The organism is Cytophagaceae bacterium ABcell3 (genome assembly GCA_030913385.1).
Classification (GTDB): Bacteria; Bacteroidota; Bacteroidia; order Cytophagales; family Cytophagaceae; genus ABcell3.
In genome coordinates this window covers 159753-178897 of sequence record CP133159.1, presented here as the reverse complement: position 1 = coordinate 178897, position 19145 = coordinate 159753, and the positions used below count along the sequence as shown (strand labels likewise).

Here is a 19145-nt window from a genome sequence, read left to right as displayed (position 1 = left end):
TGATTAATTTTAAAAAAAATTGAAAGAGGCAAATTTAAACAAATGTTTTGGCGTTATAAAGGATAAAAAAAGTTCCTTTATTATTTTTTCTTTTCTTAAAGAAGTTTCTAATTGCTATAAAATCTCCTATAATGAAGAAGATTATATCTTTTTGCTTTCTATTTATCATTGTCATATCCTCTGTTTCGGCGCAACAGTTGGGCAAAAGAAAGGTGGCCGACGGCGTAAAGGTTGCCCTGCCTAAAGACTTTACCAAGATGACAGACGATGATATAGTAGTAAGATATTATACACATAAGAAACCATTGGCTCTGTATACTTCAGAAGACAGGAATATTGGTTTTGGTTTTAACATAGCCTCTGTAAGCTGGCAATTTACCGATTTGGAGCTTCTGAGGAAATTTTATAAAGCCACTGTGTTGAGCATGTTCAATAAGGTAGACTTGATCAATGAAGGTGTCAAAACTGTTAATGGGCAGGAATATGCATTTTTGGAGTTTACATCGAATGTGGACAGGATCAAAAACTATTTTTATGTTCAGTATATTATCGTGCATGACAGGATCTTTGTTTTTCATATGATGTGTCCGGTGCAGGGCAAACAGAAATGGGCGCCTGTGGCACATGAAGTAATGGAGTCCATTAAGGTTAACCCTAATAAGCTTAGAAAGCTTGAGGTGCCTAAGCAGGTAGAGCCAGAGCCACGTCCTGTACCTACAGAGCCAAAAACACCGACCAAGCCTAAGGATCCGGCACAACAAGAAGATGTACCAACATTCAGATAAAAACATTTCATGAGCTTATCTGTTTATAGTGACGGGCATTTTATGAAGGAGGCATATAAAGAGGCCTTACATGCCTATGACAACAACGAGGTTCCTGTAGGGGCGGTAGTGGTTTGCAAGAACCGTATCATTGCACGTGCTTCTAACCAAACGGAGGTATTGAAAGACTGCACCGCCCACGCAGAAATGCTGGCACTGACCTCGGCTTTTAATTTTATGGGTAGCAAATACCTTCCCGACTGTGACTTGTATGTTACGCTCGAACCTTGTGTTATGTGTGCCGGTGCATTGCACTGGTCGCAGATAAAAAGGGTTATTTATGGGGCATCTGATAAAAAGAAAGGTTTTAGCTTAATAAATAACAACCTGCTGCACCCTAAGACTAAGGTAGTTTCGGGCGTAATGGAAAAAGAAAGTGAACAGTTGTTGCAGAATTTTTTCAATAAACTAAGAAATTGATAACTTTGGGTTATATTTTAATAATGTTTAACATTTAAAATTTTTTTCTAGACTATGGCTTTTGAACTACAACCTTTGCCTTATGCTCCTGATGCCCTGGAGCCACATATTGATAAAGCTACTATGGAAATCCACCATGGTAAACACCACAATGCTTACGTTACTAAACTTAACGACGCTATTGCTGGATCTGAACTAGAAGGTAAATCTATTGACGAAATCATGAAGCAGGTAAGCAAAGCCTCTCCTGCAGTTAGAAATAATGGTGGTGGACATTACAACCACTCACTTTTCTGGTCTATCCTTTCTCCTAACGGTGGAGGAAAGCCTTCTGGAAAATTGGCCGAAGCCATTGACAAAAAATTTGGCTCTTTTGATAAGTTCAAAGAAGAGTTTAACAACGCAGCCGCTACCAGATTTGGTTCTGGTTGGGCATGGTTGGTTGTACAAGGCAACAAAGAACTTTGCGTTTGCTCTACTCCTAATCAGGACAACCCTGTTATGGACAATGCTGAATGCCCTGGTACGCCAATATTAGGACTAGACGTATGGGAACATGCTTACTACCTAAAATATCAAAACAAAAGACCTGACTACATCAGTGCATTCTGGAATGTAGTCAACTGGGACGAGGTTTCTAAAAGATACGAAGCCGCCCTGTAAGACTTTTTTAATTAATAGTTACTTGCTTCCAAAACAGACAAACCCGGTGAGAGCCGGGTTTTCTGTTTTTATAAAGGTGGTATTCTTTAATACGCTGACAGGTATTTCTAGATGGGTCTGTGTTATCTATTTCTCATTCTCTAATTTTTAGACTTTCTTCTTCGTCGAAACAAAAGGCTTTATAAATCGGTGGGTGCCGATAACAAATCGGCACTACTGGATCTGTGCTTATAACTTATGGAGGCGTATATACTCAAAGCCCCGAAAGGGTGATATGATTATAGAACAATTAATCGCATTTTAAAATAGCCCTGAAGGGGCGTTATATGACATGAAGTGTAGTTTAGCTAGGAGGGAAAGAAAAAAGCCCTCATAAGGGCGATATACCGGTAGGGAAATCTACACGAAATTAAACAGCCCCACCCGGGGCGAGACTTCTTTTCGTGTAGCCTGTACACACTTCGTAACATCACCCCGTCACGTCTTTGGGGGAAAGGTAACAACGAAGCAATTTCATGGCTAGGCTTAGTGTTTAAGCCCAACCAGTCAACCAACAGAGCTTACCGCCACCAGATTGCCGTGGCATTTTTTCATATGAAACTAAACCTTTGAATTTTCCACCAAGAGCTTTTTTCACCGCTACCTTCTGCCTCGCAATGACGGTTAGGTTCTGTATTTATGCAAGTTAAGTCGCCTTTAGTCGCAGCATTTCAGCTATTGCGCAGATTCCAGATAGCGTCTCGCTGTAGAGGTTGATAAACCAATTTTGTTAATAACCGGTCATCCCGAGGGGCGAGGAGTCTGTCAAATTGAAAAAAAAGGCTATTAAAGACAGAGGCCGGTGTTTAACACCTGGTTAGTTTACGTAAAAAAAGCCATCATTCCCACTTTCTTAAATAAAACCTTTTACTTATCTTTAACGTTACTAACGTAAGGCGTAATGATTGTAGGTTTCGGATCTAAGGAAACTGAAAAAGTCTGGAATGGTGAACGTGTGCCAAAGTGGCCTTTAGAAATTCAAGAAGTCGGTAGAAGAAAGCTGAGAATGCTTAATAACTATCAAAACATTGCTGACCTAAGAATACCACCATCAAATAGACTTGAAAAGTTATCTGGTGATTTAAAAGGGGTTTATAGCATTCGGATTAATGATCAATGGAGAATTGTCTTCAAATGGTCTGATGGGAATGCTTCTGAAGTAAAGATTATGGATTATCATTAATTAACGACTTATGAAAAAATTAAGCAATATACATCCTGGAGAGGTTTTGAATGAAGAGTTTTTAAAACCATTAAAAATTTCAGCATATAGACTATCAAAAGATATAAATATTCCTCAAACAAGAATTAGCGAGATTGTAAAAGGTAGGAGAAGAATTACAGCTGATACTGCCCTAAGGTTAAGCAAATACTTTGGAACAACTCCTAAATTTTGGCTAGGCTTACAGGATGATTTTGATATTGAAGAAGAACAAAATCAAATAATTGAAGAACTGAATAATATTGAAAAAATAAAAACAAACGTGGGCTAACAATTAAGCCCTGCTGAATAGTTGCTTTGTTTTCTTTTACAAATTACTCGCCCTTTTGCCAGTTCAACCGGCAAAAAAACTTACTAATAAAGATGCTGGCTACAAGGGAGAACGTGCGGGAATTTAAGATCAAGTAAAATAATTCGCAGCTATAATTTTTTTTCTTACTATATTGCAATATCATCTATATTTATATTTTAATGAAAAAATTGGTTTTCCCAATCATTCTCCTACTAACTCTTACAGGAACATCTTATTCTCAAATAGAAAGAAAAGCCTTGATTCCGAAAGGCTACGCAGATAATAAAGAGGTTACACAACCAGGGGGGTTAAAAACAACAATCAAAGGTTCTGTAGGTTACTTACAATATGATTACCTGCCCATAAACAATGGAGGCTTTATGAGGCGAAACGGTTTAACCTTTCAATATTTTGACAGCAACCTCGAAAAGAAATGGGAAAAGACGCTAAAGCAAAATTATGGTTTGAAACATTTTCCTTCAGAATATACCACTTCTAATTCAGACAATATCTTTTTTTTTGAATTAGGACGTAAGACAAATAAAGAAAAAGAAATTACCTTAACAAAAATCAGCATTAAAGATGGCAGTACAGAGGTAGCAAATGCTTCTTTAGAAAGTAGTGGAGTTGTAATACTAGGCACTTTTGGCAGCTCTAAAGGTTTTCATTATGTCTATTGCGATGTTGATTCTAAAAAAAATGAGATTACATATTACTTAGGAAGTTTTTCAGGATCAGACTTAAAGCACACTGTAAAACAAATTTACCTCCCTAAAGATAAGGCTGAAAAACCAGTTGCATTTCAAGTAGGCGCTTACGAAACGATTTCTGGCTTATGGAGAGCAAACGATCCTTTTGCGTCTCTTGAGAATGGAATTCGTTTAATTAGATCATATGCAGGAAATATGAAAACAGGCAGTTATATTTCCTCCGAAGCATTACTACTAAACTCCGAAGGAAATTTTTCAGAGCATATCAAAACGTCTTTCTCTTTAACTCCTGTAAATTATTTTGAAGTTCAATGTTTATATAATGAGCAAAAGAATGAATTCTTCACTGTAGCTCTTACAAAGAATAGCTCTCTGGAGTTTATCATTACAGATAAAACCGGGAATGAAATAACTTCAAAAACTCACACACTTTCTGAAATAGGTTCTTTGATACCTTTTGAAACTAAATATCCCAACAACTATAAATCTGGCCCTAGAAAGGTTTGTGAAAACATATTTTATGATGGTAGAAACAACAGCTATTTACTAACTAATGTTTTATTAAAACCTAAACGTGCATATATTACACATATTAACAATGAATTAAATGTTGCGAGAATTGACTTTGCAGATTGGATTAATACTTTAGGAATGTCTTCCTCAATTACTACCGGAGGAAACGTTACACAAAGGTACTTTCAATTAGAAGGGGATTGGTATAACGGCTCTGCAAGCCTTTTAATCCTTAATTTGAAAAATCTTAAAAATGCCTATAAAAGCAAGTCTATTCAATACAGCCATTTACTTTATGATTCCTTAATAGAAAATTCTTTAAATTCAAAATATAAAGATTATTTGAATACAATTATTAACACTTCTCATGGACAGCTTATAATAATAGAAAACGCTAAAGAGCAATCATTAGAAGCAATAGTAGAAAAGTAGCTTATCACTTTTAATCTTGTCCTGATAGGACTGCTTTTTTCCTGTGAAAAGAAAAATGACGAAGTTCCCAAGAATGAAGTATCTAATTCAATGTCGTTTAGTTAAGCTTTTCTTGTTGTATTGGTAAGATATTTTTTTGTAAATTGTGAGGGTATATAGGGACTAATAAAAACTCTGACTATAGAGAAGAACTAACCAAACATATCAGCCATGAGATTAACTGTAAAGAGTTCATTAGCCGTGTTAAAGACGGCTGTGAAAGGGTATTCTCTAGACAAAGAAAGCTGGATATCAGGAAGTTAATTGTTTTTATCATGTCTTTTAAGTCAGCATTGCAACGTGATCTTGACAGATTTTACAAAGCAATGTCCAATAGCGATTTTAATATTCGCGAGGTTACTAAAAGCGCCCTTTCTCAGTCCAGATCCAAGCTAAATCCATGGGCATTTGTTAGGTTGAACGAAATAAGTGTGGATTTTTTCTACAAAAAGGCCTCCTATTACACATGGCATGGCATGCGTACTCTTGCTGTTGATGGCACCCGTCTTCAACTTCCAAATCATCCCACAGTAAAAGAAGAATTTGGGGAATATATGTTTGGGCCTAAAGCAAGCACTCCTCGCTCTATGGCAATGGGTTCTATGCTTTATGATGTACTTAATCACATAACTCTCGATGCAGAAATAGCACCTTATGCTTCAAGCGAAAGAGATTTGCTTGTACAGCACCTTAAAAAAGTTGAAAAGGGCGATTTGCTCCTTCTGGACAGGGGATATCCTTGTTTTTGGTTGTTTTTTCTGCTTAAAGCCAAGGGGGTAGAGTTTTGCATAAGGCTTGAGAATGAATGGTGGAAAGAAGTTGAAAGTCTGATGGCCAGCCCTGAACAGGAACGCATAGTGAAGTTTCGGCTCCCTAAAAAAGACCATGGTAAACTGAGTGAATACCCGGAAATTATCAGTCAAGAAATAGACTGCAGGCTTATAAAAGTAAAGCTTGAAACAGGTGAGACAGAAATACTTTGTACTTCCCTGACAGATTTAAAAAAATACGATATTGAGGAGTTTAAGCGGCTTTATCATTATCGGTGGAATGAGGAAGAGTGCTATAAATTACTGAAAAGTCGTCTTGATCTGGAATCTTTTTCTGGAAAAACGGCAAAGGCTGTACGTCAGGATTTTCATGCCAAAGTTTTCCTTTTAACACTATGTGCAGCATATTGCCATCCTATTGAAGCTAAAGTCCTGGCTGAATATGAGGAGGAGCAAAAGGAACAGGAACAAAAGGAAGAGGAACAGAAAGAAGAGAAAGGAAAAAAGAAGCGAAAATACCGGGTCACCGTATTTTTCTGGGGATTTAAGCAAAAAGCTTAGAGAGCCTGAACAAGAAAAACCTGGTATCTACAACGCCTCTTAAGTTTGCCCTGAAGAGCTTTATTTTTGAATTAAAAGATTCCGCATTTGCATTGGTAGATCTATTGTCAAAGAAGTTTAGAATATTGCTCATATGGTTGCTTACTGTATTTGCTACCGTTAAAAATTCTTTAATTTCCATCTCATGAGTTTTATTGATCCATTCATTAAACTTTTTTTCAGCGGAAATTTTTGTGTTGCTTTCATATATTAGCCTAAACTCAAGAACATGGTCATAAGCTTTTTTGAGGTCTGGATAATTTTCAAAAGCTATGTTGGCTCTCTGCTCTTGGCTTTGAGTCCAATCAGCTTTCTTTTTGGCAAAGACATACCTGCAGCGGGCCAAAAGTTGCTTTGGGGTGTCCCCATTGGGCAATAAGGGTGCTTTATACCTAACGCCATTCTTTTTGGCAGCTTCGATAGCCTTGTTTTCCATATCCAGTTCAACCCATCTTTGATTGACCCTTATATGTTGTAGAGCCTCCAGGGCCAGCCTTACTACATGAAAGCGGTCTGTAACCAAATTTGCCATGGGGAAACATGTTCTTGCGGATGACTCCATGTTTTTTGCCATGTCAAGGGTTACTTCCTTTACTTTATTCCTTTGTTCCAGAGGGATTTTCTCCAGAACTTGTATGATATTTGCCGACAATGTGCCTTTTACAGAAGCTACCAAAGAGCCTCTTTTGCCTCTCCCGTTTTTATTGGTAATAAAAGTGTACAACTCTCCTTTTGACAGTGCAACTTCGTCTATACTGAGATGCTCTCCGATATTGTCCGGAAAGACCAAATAGTCTTCTGCATGCTCTTTTTGTTCCCACTGCTTAAACCCACTGCTTTTCTTCTTATAGTGCCTCCTCAACAAATCCCCTTTGACCTCATAATAGCTGCCAATGTTACCAATGGTATCTTCGCGGGTCTCGACCTGTACCTTTTAAAAAATCTGAAAGCTCTTGAGTGATTTTAGAGCCTTCAGCTACAAATGAATAGTCATTGTAAACTATTTTGTTCTTGCATGTTTTATGCCTCCACCTTCGTCGCTTAAATTCAAGATAAACGGCTTTTCCCCTTATAGGGAAATCTTGCACAATTTTAGGTTCATAAAAACCTTTAGACTCGTACTCTTCAGGATTATGTTTTCCTAATAGCCGGTTCTGCTCAATGAGGTTGATTTTATAAAAGGATCTTTTGCTGTTCAGGTCACATAGCTCTATTACAGCTTCTATTTCAAAAAAATCTAGTATGCCTTCCGGCAAAAAAGGGGCAATAATATTTTCTTTCATCTTGCCTTAAAATTAACAAATCAAACCAAAACTCCCCAACTTTTACGTGTGAGCCAAAATACCGGCAAAAACCTAATAAGACAAATGCTTTAGCAAACTTAATGGACATGCTTATCCCAATTTTCCTTAAAAGAAAATACCGAAAAGCCGTTAAAGCATTTGATGATATTGTCTCCAGAACCAAAGAAGTTGTAAGGCCAGACAGAAAAGTAGATCGACCTAAAAAAATAAAAAAACCACACTCGATGAACTATAAAAAACTGTGACCATTATCACTAACTAAACGACATTGGTATCTAATTTGCCACCATTGTCAGGAGAAAGTGGAACTCCATACTCTGACTGTATAGAAAAATTGAATGATTTAAAAAGTAAAAACGGTAATTCATACATCTATCAAACCACTTTTACTTCATGGTCTGGCTACGGTAGTGTCACTGAGCTTAAAATAAAAGATGGCAAAGTGGTATCTAGGGTTTATCAAGAGTTCATAACAAATGAGTCACATGAACGAGAAATAGTGGATTCATATACTGAAACAAAGAGCAACTTAGGGAGTCGTGAAAAAGGTGCAAAACCATTAACTATTGATGACCTTTACCACTTATGTACAAGTGAATACTTGACAGTTGATGAAGAAGACAACAGCGTAACTTTTGAAACAGAATTAGACGGGTTGATGACACTATGTGGGTTCTCGCCAGTTGGATGCGTGGATGATTGCTTTAGAGGTATAAGAATTAGTGCGTTGAAATGGCTTCATTAAAAAGCGAGACTGCTATTGAATATAAAGTAGTTAAGGGTTCAATAATTTTTTTGTAAGCCATCGGGTTTTATACTTTGTGCTTGTGGATTATCCTGCCAGTAGAAGATAGTGTTTGTTGTGGTATTGGTAGGTACAGCCATAATTGACAGAATAGTGAAGATTATACTTGCCTTACATATATGGTAAGGGGTGAGGAACATGAAGACCATATTAGAAATGGATGCGTAACAGAAATACAGCTGTGATTAGAGGGCTTTGGGAAAGCTTACACAACCCCGATTAACAGTTTTACTTGATACCTAGAAAGTGGATTGAAGCGACTAATTTTATCGTTTTTTTCTAAATCAGGAAGATTCGGGAAACTGCTCATAAAGACATAATTTTTAACTTTATTTCACATTGATGAAAATTTTAATTATAACCATCTTCCTACTATATATTGTAAATTCTTCATTACTTGGACAAGTATCACGAAATGAAGTTGTAAGTCCATCTTGTACTATATTTATTAGTTTTTTTCAAAATGACACTTCTCAATTAATAAAAATAGGCGATTACAAGACAAAGGAAACGTTAGAAACCTTTACTACAGACGAATTGGCATATTTTGAAGATCCTATTATGTTCACATATAAAGGTGAAAAGTTTTTAAGGATTCATGAGATAACTAAAGGGACAGGTTATATTAATGATGATTATATTTTTCATATAGACAGTAGCTGTAAGCTAATACCTGTAGACTTAATTAAGGAATCAAGTGTTGAGTCGAAGCACTTAGCTGATAGTATAAAAATTTTTAAAGGAGAGTATCGGGAATTCTACGATGATAAAATTACTTTTACTTATGGACTGTGGCATAAGGACGACCCTAATTGCTGTCCTTCCTTTGGATATGTTTCTGGCACATATGATTTAATAAAACAGGATGAAAATGGAAAGTATGTTATCAGAACAAAAGAAAAGAAATATGAAAGGGATATTTACTAACAGTTAAGAAAGCCTTTTACAGGCAAGATAGAATGAACTGCCGCCAACAGAGCTGTAAAGCACCATGATAACGTCAGAAACAGTCAGCAGAATTTACGACTATTGCTTGTGCCACATTTTAGCAATTGATTACGCAGTGAATTATGATATGGAAGTAAGACCAAAACTGGCTAAAGATTTATCGGTAAAAGATTTCCGAGACTTTTACTGGTATAAAGAGGAACTTGTTGAATTTTGTAGAAGTGAAAATTTGGATAAAGGGGGGTAAGTGATTAAGCTTGAATTGGCTGAAAGAATAGAAGAATACCTTAAATCAGGATTTAGAATAAAACATAAAAAGCTAACGACTAGAAAGACTTCTAAGTTTGACTGGAATACAGAAAAACTAACTGAAAAAGCCTTAATGACCAGATAATTACAAAAATACTGAAAATGTAAGAGCCTTTTTAAAGGGCGAGTAAAGGTTTAAGTTCAATGTGAGGTTCATGAATTGGATTAAAAGTGCAGAGAGAAACCATTGGGTGACGCAGTTAATAAATGGATAGAAATAACTGTCAACATGGATAAATCGCCAAAAAGAAATTGCTCCCCAGTTTGAATACAATGCTTATATTCGGGACTTTCTGCAAGACAATCCAACAGACTATAGTAACTATTTGACGGTAAGGACAATTGAAAAATAATAAGAAAAAGAAAATCTATCAAGATAAAAAAGGCCGTAATTACATAAAGAGGTCTTATTTTGTCGGTGGGAAAATGAAATTTCATAGAGTTTTTGTAATAGATGGCATTCCGGCTGATGAGTTTTATGAGAAGAATGCTTCTGATATTGATTTCTTTATGAATGAAGATTATGAGTTGATCACTCATGACAAAAAGATCACAAGCCATTCCAACGGCAAGCAAGATATTCAAATACTTGATCCTGAAGATGATCTGCCATTTTAGAAGCAATGCCTGTTAACGCCAAATCTATGGATATAGTGTATGTCTATTAATTTGCGATGTATGACAGGTAATAATAGCCCTGTCAAAGGATTGAGTTTATCAGGTATTTGCAGTAAATTTAAAGAAATGGGGGATAGGTGCAGGTGTCTGTGTTTAATGTCTAGTTGTGTGCTATTTGAAGGAGTATAAATCCGATAAACTCTAAACTACCTTGAAGAAAAAAGTAAATCGCTTTTAAGCCTACCGGAAGGTAGGTGTTTAGCTGTTTATAAATTACTTTATATACTAAACCAATGAGAACAGCAGTCATATCCTTAATTCTACTTTTTGTCTCCAGCCAATTTTCGCTAGGTAAATCTTACAAAGTATTCACTGTCAAAGACTCTGTTGAAATTATTGACTATTACAGTAATGGAAATAAAAAGTTAGTGGGTTGGTATATTTTAAATCCTACAGAAGGTGGTGACACAATATACCTTGCTGTAGGTAAACAAATTAAATATTATAAATCTGGAAAAATACAAGCCTACCAGTATTTTGAGCAAGGGAGTCCTAATGGTGAATTTAAGTCCTATGTAAGCCTTCGGGCAAGTGCATGTTGATTTTATAATTTTACCCACTTCCCGGGTAGCAGTTCTTCCAGCCTGTTTACCGGGTGATTGTCTATTCTTTCCAGAACATCTTTCATCCATTCCAATGGGTTTACACCGTTGATTTTGCAGCTTGCCACAAGCGAGTATATTTGGGCGGCTCTCTGGGCAGCATCATGTGAACCGGCAAACAGATAATTTTTCCTTCCTATGGCTACTGGCCTTATTGAGTTTTCCACCAGATTGTTATCTATCTCCAGCTTGCCATCCTCAAGATATATGGAGAGCCTTTCCCATCTGCTCAAGGAGTATTCGAGCGCCTTTCCAATAGGACTCCTAGGGGCAATATTAGGGTACAGGTTTTTCATCCATTCTTCCAGGTCGTCCAATGTTGTTTTTGCATCAAGCCTTGATTCCTTTCTTTCTTCAAAAGACATCCCGGCCTCCCTTGCTTTACGCTCAATATCATATAACTTCTGAAATTCTTTCAAGGCATGTTCTGCATTTTCTTTGTCATTGTCCAATGCTTTCTCAAACATCCTTCTGGCATGTGCCATACAATGGAACAATGTTATGCCCTTGATGTTGGCAAACATATCATATACGTTATACCCGTCACATTGCAGGTATCCCTGAAAACCCTTCAGTATATCTGATGGCCCTTCGCTCCCGCGCCCGGGACGATAGTCGAACAGCACCTGTTTCCCGACAGGGTCATAATATACCCAGTAATACCCCCGGTGGATTTTACTTTTTTTATCCTTGTCGAGAACTTTTATGGGTGTCTCGTCTGCCATCAGGTAACCGGCTTGCAGTGTCCTCTTTTTATGCAGTTCGTATAAGATTTTAAGCTTGTTTACCCCTTGTTTTACCCAGTCTGACATTGTGGAAGAAGGAAAATTAAGGCCTTCTCTCTTAAATATCTGTATCTGGCGGTATAAAGGAAGGTGGTCAACATACTTGCTGACAACAAGGAAAGCGACAAGGCTTGCTCCGGCTATCCCTTTCTCTATCGCCCTGTATGGCAATTCTCCAATGGCAACACCCTCCCCTTCAGGTTTTGCGTATTTCGGGCGTACAATTTTGCGCACATGAAACTTTCCGGTGGTATATTCAAGAACCTCTGTCACCTCTTCCCCAATTTTTTTCATGCCTGAGGTATCTTCTTCAGGCTCAACAACCTCTTCCACCCTTGGTACATGTGCCGGTATAGGGAGGCGGCCCGGGTGCTTGCGGGCTGTTTCTTTTTTGACACGCTTAAACCTGACGACCTCCTCTTTTTCAGGGGCAGTTGCCTGCTCTTCACCAAGTCCCAGGTTTAACTGTTCCGGTGCGGACGAAGGCACAAAACGCTCGCTTTTGGTGCCATATATGAGGCGCTTCAGCTCTTTGAGCTCAAACTTCAAAAGTGCGATCTCGGACATCGCCTCCTCATATTTTTCTTTATAGTCTATACCTTCGGCAAGCATGTTGCAAAGATAAATAATATACCTATGTAGGTGGTATTAGGAAAAAAAGAATAAGTTTAAAGATTTCCAGGACTTTTATATCTTTTGCGGTGCCTGACCGACTCAAGGGAAATCCCTTGTAAGACCAGTTGCAATACCGAGGCGGATATTTCAGATTTGGTCACATTTTTGCAATGGACAGGTATTTCATAAGTCCCTCTTTCAAGGCGTTTGTGATACATACTGAAACCGTCGCCTTCCCATAAAAGGAGCTTGACATGGTTTCGGTTTCGGTTCAGGAAAATAAAAATGTCCCCGTTCATGGGGTTTTCGTTAAGTTTGCTCCTTACAATACCTGATAGGCTGTCAAACCCTTTCCGCATGTCGGTTTTGCCCGAATAGAGAAAGTACCTGCACTGGTGAGACAATGAAAGCATGGCTAGCTGACTAATTGTTTAACAAATGATGGATCTGCCATGCCGTGGAATATGACCTTGGCACCGGAAGGAAAGACAACTTCCATGTTGCCGGCCGCAGGGTTAATTTCATCAGGGCTGCTTACTTTCAGAGGGACAAATCCGGTACCGGGCTCCTCTGTTCTATATTTGCCGCACCAATAGATGAATTTTTGATAATTGATGTTCTGCCGAAGGCTAAATTCTTTTTTACTGATACCGCTTTGTTGCCAAAGCTGATAAAGCTCACGCATCTGGTCAGATACTTTTGTGTTTGTTGCCATTATTTTGCTGTTATAGTTTGTAATGCAAACTTATGGCGTCATTTTTTGGGAATAAAGATGTACTTGGCCGTAGGTATACAGTCCTATTATAAAAATGGGAATAAAGAAAAAATATTTAGTTACAAGAATGGAAAGCTAAGTGGCCCATATACTTTTTATTATCCAGATGGTGGTATTAAGCGAACCGGATCATTTAAGAATGACAAAGATTCTGGGATTTCTAGAAAGTACTACAAAAATGGAAAGTTAGCCCTTGAAGAGTTTTATAACGAAAGTGGAATTCAAGAAGGTGAAGTAAAATTCTATAACAAAAGAGGAAAGCTAAAGAGAGTAGAAATATTATATAACGGAAAGAGGAAAAAGGACTAGGTACAACAATATAAAAACGAGCATTCGCCTTTCGAGGCTAGATAATAAATATATGGAAACCAAACCTGTAGAGCTAAAGTATTTAAAAAAGTCATTAAAGATTTATAAAGTATATTTGGGCTTTTTTATATTTTCTATACTAATGACTGTTTTTGCAAGGCCATTTTTAAAAAAAATAAACATCCAGATTTATACGATTTGTTAATTGCCTTACCAATGCTTTCGGTATTTATACTGCCCCCAATCGGCCTTTATTATAGTTGGAAAAGTTACACACGGAAAGAAGGTCTTTCAATAACTAGGTTTAAGTATTTTATTGGTCATTTATTTTTTCTGTTTATTGGTGTTGGGGTTTTTAACAGTCATAATTAATGATTTTAAAAAAATACTATGAGTTTTAAGTCAATGTGCAACCTTCCATGGCATACTCTTTGTCACACCTGTGTAGCTGAGTTATAAAACGGCAGTAAGCTGTAATTTAAAGTCATAACCTATAGTTGCTTTCAGATAGCAAAGGAGATGTATAGCAAAGAGAAATCCAAAACCTTCTCTGTTGAAGTGCCTAACATAAAGGATCTTACTGAGGTGCATTAATAGTAAATCAATGGATATAAGGAATATTATTAGTGTTCAATGTAATACTGGTGCCGATAGTCTTGTTGAATCTATCAGATATTTGCAGTAGATTCAAGATAATAAGGAGATAAGGGCAGGTGTATGTGTTTCAGATTTAGTTATGTGCAATGATTTCAACCCACAAACAGGCAATGAAAGCATGGGAATTAGAAGATATTGAATTAACAGCTAAAGAAAATCCTGAGTCATTTTTTATCCCGTCAAAAGAAGAAAGAGTTACTCAAAAAATAGGTGATGAGGTTAGACTTCATTTTATAATTAAAAATCCAGAGGAAAATTATCCAAGTACTGAAAGAATGTGGGTAAGGGTCACGAAAGGGAAGGGATTGTTTTCTGGTTATAAAGGAGTTCTTGTTAACCAGCCGGTTTATATAAATGGTCTAAATGAAGGAGATGAAATACATTTCAAGCCAAAGCACATTGCTCAAACTATAGTAAAAAAAGATAGCCCATGTTGGATAGATTCTGCCGAAAAAAGTGCACTAGTATCTAAAAAGTGTTTTGAATATACCGGATTAGTGCGTTTTTTATATAGAGAAAAAACTGATAGGGATGAAGATAGTGGATGGAGAATGTTTAGCGGATTGGAAGACGATGATTATACTAATAATCCTGAAAATATTAGAATATTAAATATATGCTTGATAAGGATCCTACTTTAATTACTCCATTGAAAGGAGGTGTTGGGGCTGTATTTGAACGAGAAGATAAAGGAAAGCCTTGGAAAAAAGTTGAAGGCTGGAGACCAGAAGACTAAAAATTACATGCACACAACACGAGGCTATAATCTATGGCTGGTTTTTAGGTGACAGAAAACTTTCAGCTATTCACTATCTTTATCTGGGGCGGATAGTGAAGTAGTTTTACAATGACCACAGATCATAGCCTTAGCTGCTCACCGCTATGCGACAATTTGAATCACGGCAATATTTATTAGCATTTAATGAAAATTTTGTTCACGACCTCCATCATTATTATTTCAACTCTCAGTCTTCTTTTGATAGGATATGGTGTTCATTATCAAATTTCATTTGAGAAGTACATGAATGAGCAAAATGAGAATTATTGTGTCTTAAAAATAAAAATAGAATTAGCTACAAACCAGTAGCTTTCTATTTTATAGAAAGTGCGCTTTTTGATAAACACCAGATTGATAGAGCCGTTAATAATAAAATCTATCTTAACTCAAGGGTCAGTAATTCGAAAATAAAAGAAATTAGAAGTCATGGAGCAATGGACTGGTATATGATTCATTGCTATTTTAGTGAATCTGAAAAAGCTACTATGTCGCAAGAATAATGTAGTACTTTGTTGAATTTCCTTTTCTGATCAGCTTGCCAGATCTATAAATTTTGAGATCAGGATACCCGATTATTAAAATCAGAAGTCCTCTAGAACTGATTAATTATAAAGACTAAAACTGGAAAAAGATTTGATTCTGTAAAGATGATGGGGGAGATCAGGGATAAGGTTTTTAAGGATACGGAAAACATGGATTTTAAAGAATTCAAGAAGTATATGGAGTCAAAACTAAAATCACAAGGTTCCAAATCCTCGGAGAAATAATATGTTCAGCCGCCTACACTGCATACTATCGTCCTTCCCCGGTACAGTGGGAGCTGAGCGCTCAGCTCTTTTGCAGCCTTTCACCTCCGACGGATGTTTAAATGCTGTAAAACCTAGGAGCTATGCCATAGTGCTACTCAGCAGTGTAAGTGTCTCTAAATATCTTAACATCTTTTATTACCTATGACATCTGTTAATGCCCTTCAAGACGACCTGCTAACTGCTCGGGAGCTGTTTTATGACAAACTCAACTTGTCATTTGGTAACCTGAAGATCCATTCTGAAAGTACTGAGTATGGGGCTTGTTCTTTTGAACTAAGGGGGCGCAAAGTTGAGCATAGGGTTTCTAAAATTACACCTACAAAAACAGGCCAATTTGTTGCCACTTGGAAACGGAATGAAGATGGCGCAACCGAACCTTTTAGCAGTTTAGATCCTGTTGACTTTATGATAATAACCTCAAAGTCCGAGACAGGCATAGGGCAGTTTATTTTCCCCAAATCTGTTTTGGTTGAGAAAGGCATTATCTCACACCAAAGCAATGCAGGAAAGCGTGGGCTCAGGGTTTATCCACCTTGGGACACTCCTACAAATAAACAAGCAGAAAAAAGCCAAAGTTGGCAGACAAAATATTTTGTTTTGATCAATAAGGAAATTGCTGCTAGACAAGATTTTATAGAAAGTTTGTTTTGATTCGACACCTTGTTTCGATGCAATTATATCACTCGGGCAACTCCAATTCAGTGGCTTACGTTGAAAAGATCTTGCTACGGCTGCACCATGTAAAATTTAATTATTTTCTGATAAATGCCTTCGTAAGGGGAGGTATTCGAAAGCTAATACTGGATCAGTGTTGGTCGTGGCGGTGCAGTATTGAATGCTTCAAAGTGCGTGTGTAATCGTTGATTTTTGCTTTTTATCGTTATCTTTAGGAATGTAAGGCTTCGACTTGGCGTAAAACCATTTATGGGCTTGTTGGTCAATTGTAATTGCGAATTAATGAAAAGAATCTTAGGGGTTTGGCTAATAGCTTTTGGACTTTTTAGCTGTAACGGAGATCTGAAAGAAAGTGTAGAAAGGCAACATTCCGATAATGTTAATGTGGGCAGTAGGAAGGTCGAAGGAGAAGTTGCGGGTTCTAGCTATTTGGAAAGAGCGACAGAATATTTTGTCCTGAACAAAAGTGACACCTCAGATTTCCGACCTGTTTTCAAAGAGTATAAAGAAAATGGACATGTAAGCCTATTCCTGAATATCCCCTATGCTAAATCTAACACCACCCATAGGCAACGGCTCGAAGAGCTAAAACTTATTCTTCCTGTAGCAGCCTCTGACTATAACCTTGACTCTTTGAGTAGTTTTTTGGTCGGGCGTTTAGTTCAAACAGGAGACCTCGCGATCGAAGTGACCAAAGCGTATAAAGAGGAGTTCCCAACGGTAGAAGCTGTTAAAAACTACCAAGAAACGTCAGCGTTCTTGACTCAATCTAAACTTGCCGCCGACATTAATGATTTGCTTGAGCCATATAACTTAAAAGTAGAAAGTGTAGGAATTGAAAAGTTGTTTTTTGCAAGCAAAGAGGAGTTGTTGATGTATAGTGCGATTGAGACAGATACAGCAGATATTCCTGAATGGATATTAGATTGCATAGTAGGCATTAAGATATCGAGGATAAAGTAATTTCTTTGCAAGTGCTTGTTTGAGGTAAAATATGAAAACGACAGACAGGATCTTGTTATCCAGAATAAAATATGCCGTCAGTGAAATCGACAAGGCGTTTTTAAATTCTCCACAGTTTCTTTCTGGGTCACTTTCTGATCTTTTACAGTGTAAAATGTATTTAAAAGACGAGACCCAAAACCCTATTGGTTCTTTCAAAGGCAGGGGAGCAGAGCTGTTGGTTTCAGGTTTGGGCTATAATTCAGAATTGGTTTGCGCAAGTGCCGGTAATTTCGGCCAAGCCCTAGCTTACTCATGCAAAAAAAAGGGCGTTAAGGTAACAGTATTTGCAAGTATAAATGCCAATAGTCTAAAGGTAAAAAAAATGCAATCTTTAGGGGCTAAGGTCATTTTATATGGAAATGATTTTGATGAGGCCAAGTCAGAAGCTAAGGCTTTTGCAGGAAAATATAATATTGGTTTTGTGGAAGATAGCCTTAATATTGAGACTGTAGAAGGCGCTGGGACTATTGGGCTAGAACTGCTGAATCTGCCAAGTAAAATAGAGTACTTGCTGATTGCGCTTGGGAATGGCGCACTAGCAACAGGAATAGCGAAAGTTTTCAAACATTATTCTCCAGAAACAAAAATAATTGTGGTTCAGGCTAGGGGAGCGCCAGCGATGATTGAATCTTGGAAGAAAGGTGAGGTGGTTAACTTGTTAGGTGCAGATACAATTGCAGATGGTATTGCCGTTCGGTTGCCTATTCCTGAAGTTGTTGAGGATATGAGAGGTTTGATTGACGAAGGTATATTGGTTAGCGACGAGAGTATTGTTGAGGGAATTAGGGTATTGAATAGGTATGAAGGATTGAGAGCAGAGCCATCGGCTGCAGTTGGAATAGCTGCCATATTAGAAAACCCTACTTTATTTAGTAAAAAGAATGTTTGCAGTGTGATATGTGGTGGGAATTTAACTGAAGAGCAGGTTCAAAAATGGCTTTGAAGAGGCCGTTGTCTGTTTTAATTTTTTATGAAAAAAAATTGGATGAAATTTTATGTTTGTTCATCTTGGATGTCGGAGATACGGGATTACCTGTGTATTTTTTTTAATAAATTTTTATGATAGATATTCAAAACCGACAGGGACTAGTGCATAAACTGAAGGGGTTAAAGTCAGACAGTGATCCTGTGTGGGGGCGTATGACCGCTCAGCACATGGTAGAGCATCTAGCATTTGCCGTGATGTCTTCTAATGGTGCGCTAGATCAGAAGTTATATTTTCCTAAAGAAAAAGCGGAGCAAATAAAACGTGCTGTAATATACACAGACAATGAGCTTCCTATGGGTTTTAAAGCTCCTATGCTTGGAGATACATTGCCTAAGCTGGTTTGCTCAGATCTTGGTGCCGCTTTAAAAAAGCTATATTTAGCGTTAGATGAATTTGAACTATACTTTTTGAACAATCCAGACGCAAAACCTGTAAACCTAGCAATGGGTGAACTGGACAGAGAGGAGTGGACAAGGTTTCATAACAAACATTTCTCACACCATTTTAAGCAGTTTCGCTTATTATAGCGTATCTTATGTTTTGCAATTTTTATAAAATGATCCAATGCTATAGGGTACT

25 protein-coding genes are annotated in these 19145 nt (G+C 37.4%); 20 read left to right on the top strand and 5 right to left on the bottom strand.

Annotated elements, in window-relative coordinates; genetic code table 11:
• Nucleotides 1–131: 131 nt before the first annotated feature.
• The 7 genes from RCC89_00915 to RCC89_00885 all read left to right on the top strand — a co-directional run bounded on the left by RCC89_00915 (nucleotide 132) and on the right by RCC89_00885 (nucleotide 6485).
• Complete coding sequence (locus RCC89_00915) at nucleotides 132–785, top strand: hypothetical protein (protein ID WMJ71736.1); 654 nt, start codon at nucleotides 132–134, stop codon at nucleotides 783–785.
• A 9-nt stretch (nucleotides 786–794) separates the two neighbouring features.
• Nucleotides 795–1244, top strand: coding sequence for a nucleoside deaminase (locus tag RCC89_00910; GenBank protein ID WMJ71735.1), 450 nt, complete (start codon nucleotides 795–797; stop codon nucleotides 1242–1244).
• A gap of 54 nt (nucleotides 1245–1298) precedes the next feature.
• Nucleotides 1299–1907, top strand: a complete 609-nt coding sequence (locus tag RCC89_00905) for a superoxide dismutase (GenBank protein ID WMJ71734.1) — start codon at nucleotides 1299–1301, stop codon at nucleotides 1905–1907.
• Nucleotides 1908–2847: 940 nt separating this feature from the next.
• Nucleotides 2848–3129, top strand: coding sequence for a type II toxin-antitoxin system RelE/ParE family toxin (locus tag RCC89_00900; protein WMJ71733.1), 282 nt, complete (start codon nucleotides 2848–2850; stop codon nucleotides 3127–3129).
• 10 nt (nucleotides 3130–3139) lie between these two features.
• Nucleotides 3140–3439, top strand: a complete 300-nt coding sequence (locus tag RCC89_00895) for a HigA family addiction module antitoxin (protein ID WMJ71732.1) — start codon at nucleotides 3140–3142, stop codon at nucleotides 3437–3439.
• A gap of 200 nt (nucleotides 3440–3639) precedes the next feature.
• A complete protein-coding gene (locus RCC89_00890; GenBank protein ID WMJ71731.1) occupies nucleotides 3640–5115 on the top strand; it encodes a hypothetical protein in 1476 nt (491 codons plus the stop codon).
• Nucleotides 5116–5270: 155 nt separating this feature from the next.
• On the top strand, nucleotides 5271–6485 hold the full coding sequence (locus tag RCC89_00885) for an IS4 family transposase (GenBank protein ID WMJ75624.1): 1215 nt from the start codon (nucleotides 5271–5273) through the stop codon (nucleotides 6483–6485).
• On the opposite strand, the gene RCC89_00880 is transcribed toward RCC89_00885, so the two are convergent.
• Both RCC89_00880 and RCC89_00875 read right to left on the bottom strand, forming a co-directional pair.
• Nucleotides 6469–7389, bottom strand: a complete 921-nt coding sequence (locus RCC89_00880) for a transposase (GenBank protein WMJ71730.1) — start codon at nucleotides 7387–7389, stop codon at nucleotides 6469–6471. The two genes, RCC89_00885 and RCC89_00880, sit on opposite strands and share 17 nt — an antisense overlap.
• A 31-nt stretch (nucleotides 7390–7420) precedes the next feature.
• Nucleotides 7421–7807 (bottom strand): hypothetical protein, encoded by a 387-nt coding sequence (locus RCC89_00875; protein ID WMJ71729.1) that lies wholly within the window; start codon nucleotides 7805–7807, stop codon nucleotides 7421–7423.
• A gap of 107 nt (nucleotides 7808–7914) precedes the next feature.
• Here RCC89_00875 and RCC89_00870 point away from each other — a divergent pair, with 107 nt between their 5' ends.
• The 7 genes from RCC89_00870 (at nucleotide 7915) to RCC89_00840 (ending at nucleotide 11110) form a co-directional block, all read left to right on the top strand.
• Nucleotides 7915–8073, top strand: a complete 159-nt coding sequence (locus RCC89_00870; GenBank protein ID WMJ71728.1) for a hypothetical protein — start codon at nucleotides 7915–7917, stop codon at nucleotides 8071–8073.
• Nucleotides 8074–8096: 23 nt separating this feature from the next.
• The gene (locus tag RCC89_00865; GenBank protein ID WMJ71727.1) at nucleotides 8097–8573 is read left to right on the top strand and encodes a hypothetical protein; all 477 of its coding nucleotides are present in this window, start codon (nucleotides 8097–8099) and stop codon (nucleotides 8571–8573) included.
• Nucleotides 8574–9194: 621 nt separating this feature from the next.
• Nucleotides 9195–9560: a hypothetical protein gene (locus RCC89_00860; GenBank protein WMJ71726.1), complete on the top strand. Its 366-nt coding sequence runs from the start codon at nucleotides 9195–9197 to the stop codon at nucleotides 9558–9560.
• 64 nt (nucleotides 9561–9624) lie between these two features.
• Complete coding sequence (locus RCC89_00855; GenBank protein ID WMJ71725.1) at nucleotides 9625–9828, top strand: hypothetical protein; 204 nt, start codon at nucleotides 9625–9627, stop codon at nucleotides 9826–9828.
• Entirely contained in the window at nucleotides 9829–9975 is a 147-nt protein-coding gene (locus tag RCC89_00850; GenBank protein WMJ71724.1) for a hypothetical protein, read from the top strand.
• 341 nt (nucleotides 9976–10316) lie between these two features.
• On the top strand, nucleotides 10317–10508 hold the full coding sequence (locus RCC89_00845; protein ID WMJ71723.1) for a hypothetical protein: 192 nt from the start codon (nucleotides 10317–10319) through the stop codon (nucleotides 10506–10508).
• 293 nt (nucleotides 10509–10801) lie between these two features.
• Nucleotides 10802–11110 (top strand): hypothetical protein, encoded by a 309-nt coding sequence (locus RCC89_00840; protein WMJ71722.1) that lies wholly within the window; start codon nucleotides 10802–10804, stop codon nucleotides 11108–11110.
• A 2-nt stretch (nucleotides 11111–11112) separates the two neighbouring features.
• On the opposite strand, the gene RCC89_00835 is transcribed toward RCC89_00840, so the two are convergent.
• The 3 genes from RCC89_00835 to RCC89_00825 are packed head-to-tail and all read right to left on the bottom strand — an operon-like array spanning nucleotide 11113 to nucleotide 13285.
• On the bottom strand, nucleotides 11113–12567 hold the full coding sequence (locus RCC89_00835) for an IS66 family transposase (protein ID WMJ71721.1): 1455 nt from the start codon (nucleotides 12565–12567) through the stop codon (nucleotides 11113–11115).
• 56 nt (nucleotides 12568–12623) lie between these two features.
• Nucleotides 12624–12983, bottom strand: a complete 360-nt coding sequence (tnpB, locus tag RCC89_00830) for an IS66 family insertion sequence element accessory protein TnpB (GenBank protein ID WMJ71720.1) — start codon at nucleotides 12981–12983, stop codon at nucleotides 12624–12626.
• Nucleotides 12984–12985: 2 nt separating this feature from the next.
• On the bottom strand, nucleotides 12986–13285 hold the full coding sequence (locus tag RCC89_00825; GenBank protein ID WMJ71719.1) for a hypothetical protein: 300 nt from the start codon (nucleotides 13283–13285) through the stop codon (nucleotides 12986–12988).
• 45 nt (nucleotides 13286–13330) lie between these two features.
• On the opposite strand from RCC89_00825, the gene RCC89_00820 reads away from it, so the two are divergent.
• The 6 genes from RCC89_00820 to RCC89_00795 all read left to right on the top strand — a co-directional run bounded on the left by RCC89_00820 (nucleotide 13331) and on the right by RCC89_00795 (nucleotide 19093).
• Nucleotides 13331–13654, top strand: a complete 324-nt coding sequence (locus RCC89_00820) for a hypothetical protein (protein ID WMJ71718.1) — start codon at nucleotides 13331–13333, stop codon at nucleotides 13652–13654.
• A gap of 767 nt (nucleotides 13655–14421) precedes the next feature.
• Complete coding sequence (locus RCC89_00815) at nucleotides 14422–14952, top strand: DUF2185 domain-containing protein (protein WMJ71717.1); 531 nt, start codon at nucleotides 14422–14424, stop codon at nucleotides 14950–14952.
• Between the two features lie 1087 nt (nucleotides 14953–16039).
• A complete protein-coding gene (locus tag RCC89_00810; protein ID WMJ71716.1) occupies nucleotides 16040–16549 on the top strand; it encodes a MepB family protein in 510 nt (169 codons plus the stop codon).
• A gap of 306 nt (nucleotides 16550–16855) precedes the next feature.
• Nucleotides 16856–17536 (top strand): hypothetical protein, encoded by a 681-nt coding sequence (locus tag RCC89_00805; GenBank protein ID WMJ71715.1) that lies wholly within the window; start codon nucleotides 16856–16858, stop codon nucleotides 17534–17536.
• Nucleotides 17537–17567: 31 nt separating this feature from the next.
• Nucleotides 17568–18521 (top strand): pyridoxal-phosphate dependent enzyme, encoded by a 954-nt coding sequence (locus RCC89_00800; GenBank protein ID WMJ71714.1) that lies wholly within the window; start codon nucleotides 17568–17570, stop codon nucleotides 18519–18521.
• Nucleotides 18522–18637: 116 nt separating this feature from the next.
• A complete protein-coding gene (locus RCC89_00795) occupies nucleotides 18638–19093 on the top strand; it encodes a DUF1569 domain-containing protein (GenBank protein WMJ71713.1) in 456 nt (151 codons plus the stop codon).
• Nucleotides 19094–19145 lie beyond the last annotated feature (52 nt).

Bases quoted from the DNA above. Each gene is read 5' to 3' on its own strand.
- RCC89_00915 (WMJ71736.1), top strand. From the start codon at position 132: ATGAAGAAGATTATATCTTTTTGCTTTCTATTTATCATTGTCATATCC.
- RCC89_00900 (WMJ71733.1), top strand. From the start codon at position 2,848: ATGATTGTAGGTTTCGGATCTAAGGAAACTGAAAAAGTCTGGAATGGT.
- RCC89_00795 (WMJ71713.1), top strand. From the start codon at position 18,638: ATGATAGATATTCAAAACCGACAGGGACTAGTGCATAAACTGAAGGGG.
- RCC89_00905 (WMJ71734.1), top strand. From the start codon at position 1,299: ATGGCTTTTGAACTACAACCTTTGCCTTATGCTCCTGATGCCCTGGAG.
- RCC89_00855 (WMJ71725.1), top strand. From the start codon at position 9,625: ATGATAACGTCAGAAACAGTCAGCAGAATTTACGACTATTGCTTGTGC.
- RCC89_00805 (WMJ71715.1), top strand. From the start codon at position 16,856: ATGAAAAGAATCTTAGGGGTTTGGCTAATAGCTTTTGGACTTTTTAGC.
- RCC89_00910 (WMJ71735.1), top strand. From the start codon at position 795: ATGAGCTTATCTGTTTATAGTGACGGGCATTTTATGAAGGAGGCATAT.
- RCC89_00810 (WMJ71716.1), top strand. From the start codon at position 16,040: ATGACATCTGTTAATGCCCTTCAAGACGACCTGCTAACTGCTCGGGAG.
- RCC89_00875 (WMJ71729.1), bottom strand. From the start codon at position 7,807: ATGAAAGAAAATATTATTGCCCCTTTTTTGCCGGAAGGCATACTAGAT.
- RCC89_00895 (WMJ71732.1), top strand. From the start codon at position 3,140: ATGAAAAAATTAAGCAATATACATCCTGGAGAGGTTTTGAATGAAGAG.
- tnpB (WMJ71720.1), bottom strand. From the start codon at position 12,983: ATGCTTTCATTGTCTCACCAGTGCAGGTACTTTCTCTATTCGGGCAAA.
- RCC89_00800 (WMJ71714.1), top strand. From the start codon at position 17,568: ATGAAAACGACAGACAGGATCTTGTTATCCAGAATAAAATATGCCGTC.
- RCC89_00815 (WMJ71717.1), top strand. From the start codon at position 14,422: ATGAAAGCATGGGAATTAGAAGATATTGAATTAACAGCTAAAGAAAAT.
- RCC89_00840 (WMJ71722.1), top strand. From the start codon at position 10,802: ATGAGAACAGCAGTCATATCCTTAATTCTACTTTTTGTCTCCAGCCAA.
- RCC89_00860 (WMJ71726.1), top strand. From the start codon at position 9,195: ATGTTCACATATAAAGGTGAAAAGTTTTTAAGGATTCATGAGATAACT.
- RCC89_00870 (WMJ71728.1), top strand. From the start codon at position 7,915: ATGCTTATCCCAATTTTCCTTAAAAGAAAATACCGAAAAGCCGTTAAA.
- RCC89_00890 (WMJ71731.1), top strand. From the start codon at position 3,640: ATGAAAAAATTGGTTTTCCCAATCATTCTCCTACTAACTCTTACAGGA.
- RCC89_00845 (WMJ71723.1), top strand. From the start codon at position 10,317: ATGAAATTTCATAGAGTTTTTGTAATAGATGGCATTCCGGCTGATGAG.
- RCC89_00835 (WMJ71721.1), bottom strand. From the start codon at position 12,567: ATGCTTGCCGAAGGTATAGACTATAAAGAAAAATATGAGGAGGCGATG.
- RCC89_00825 (WMJ71719.1), bottom strand. From the start codon at position 13,285: ATGGCAACAAACACAAAAGTATCTGACCAGATGCGTGAGCTTTATCAG.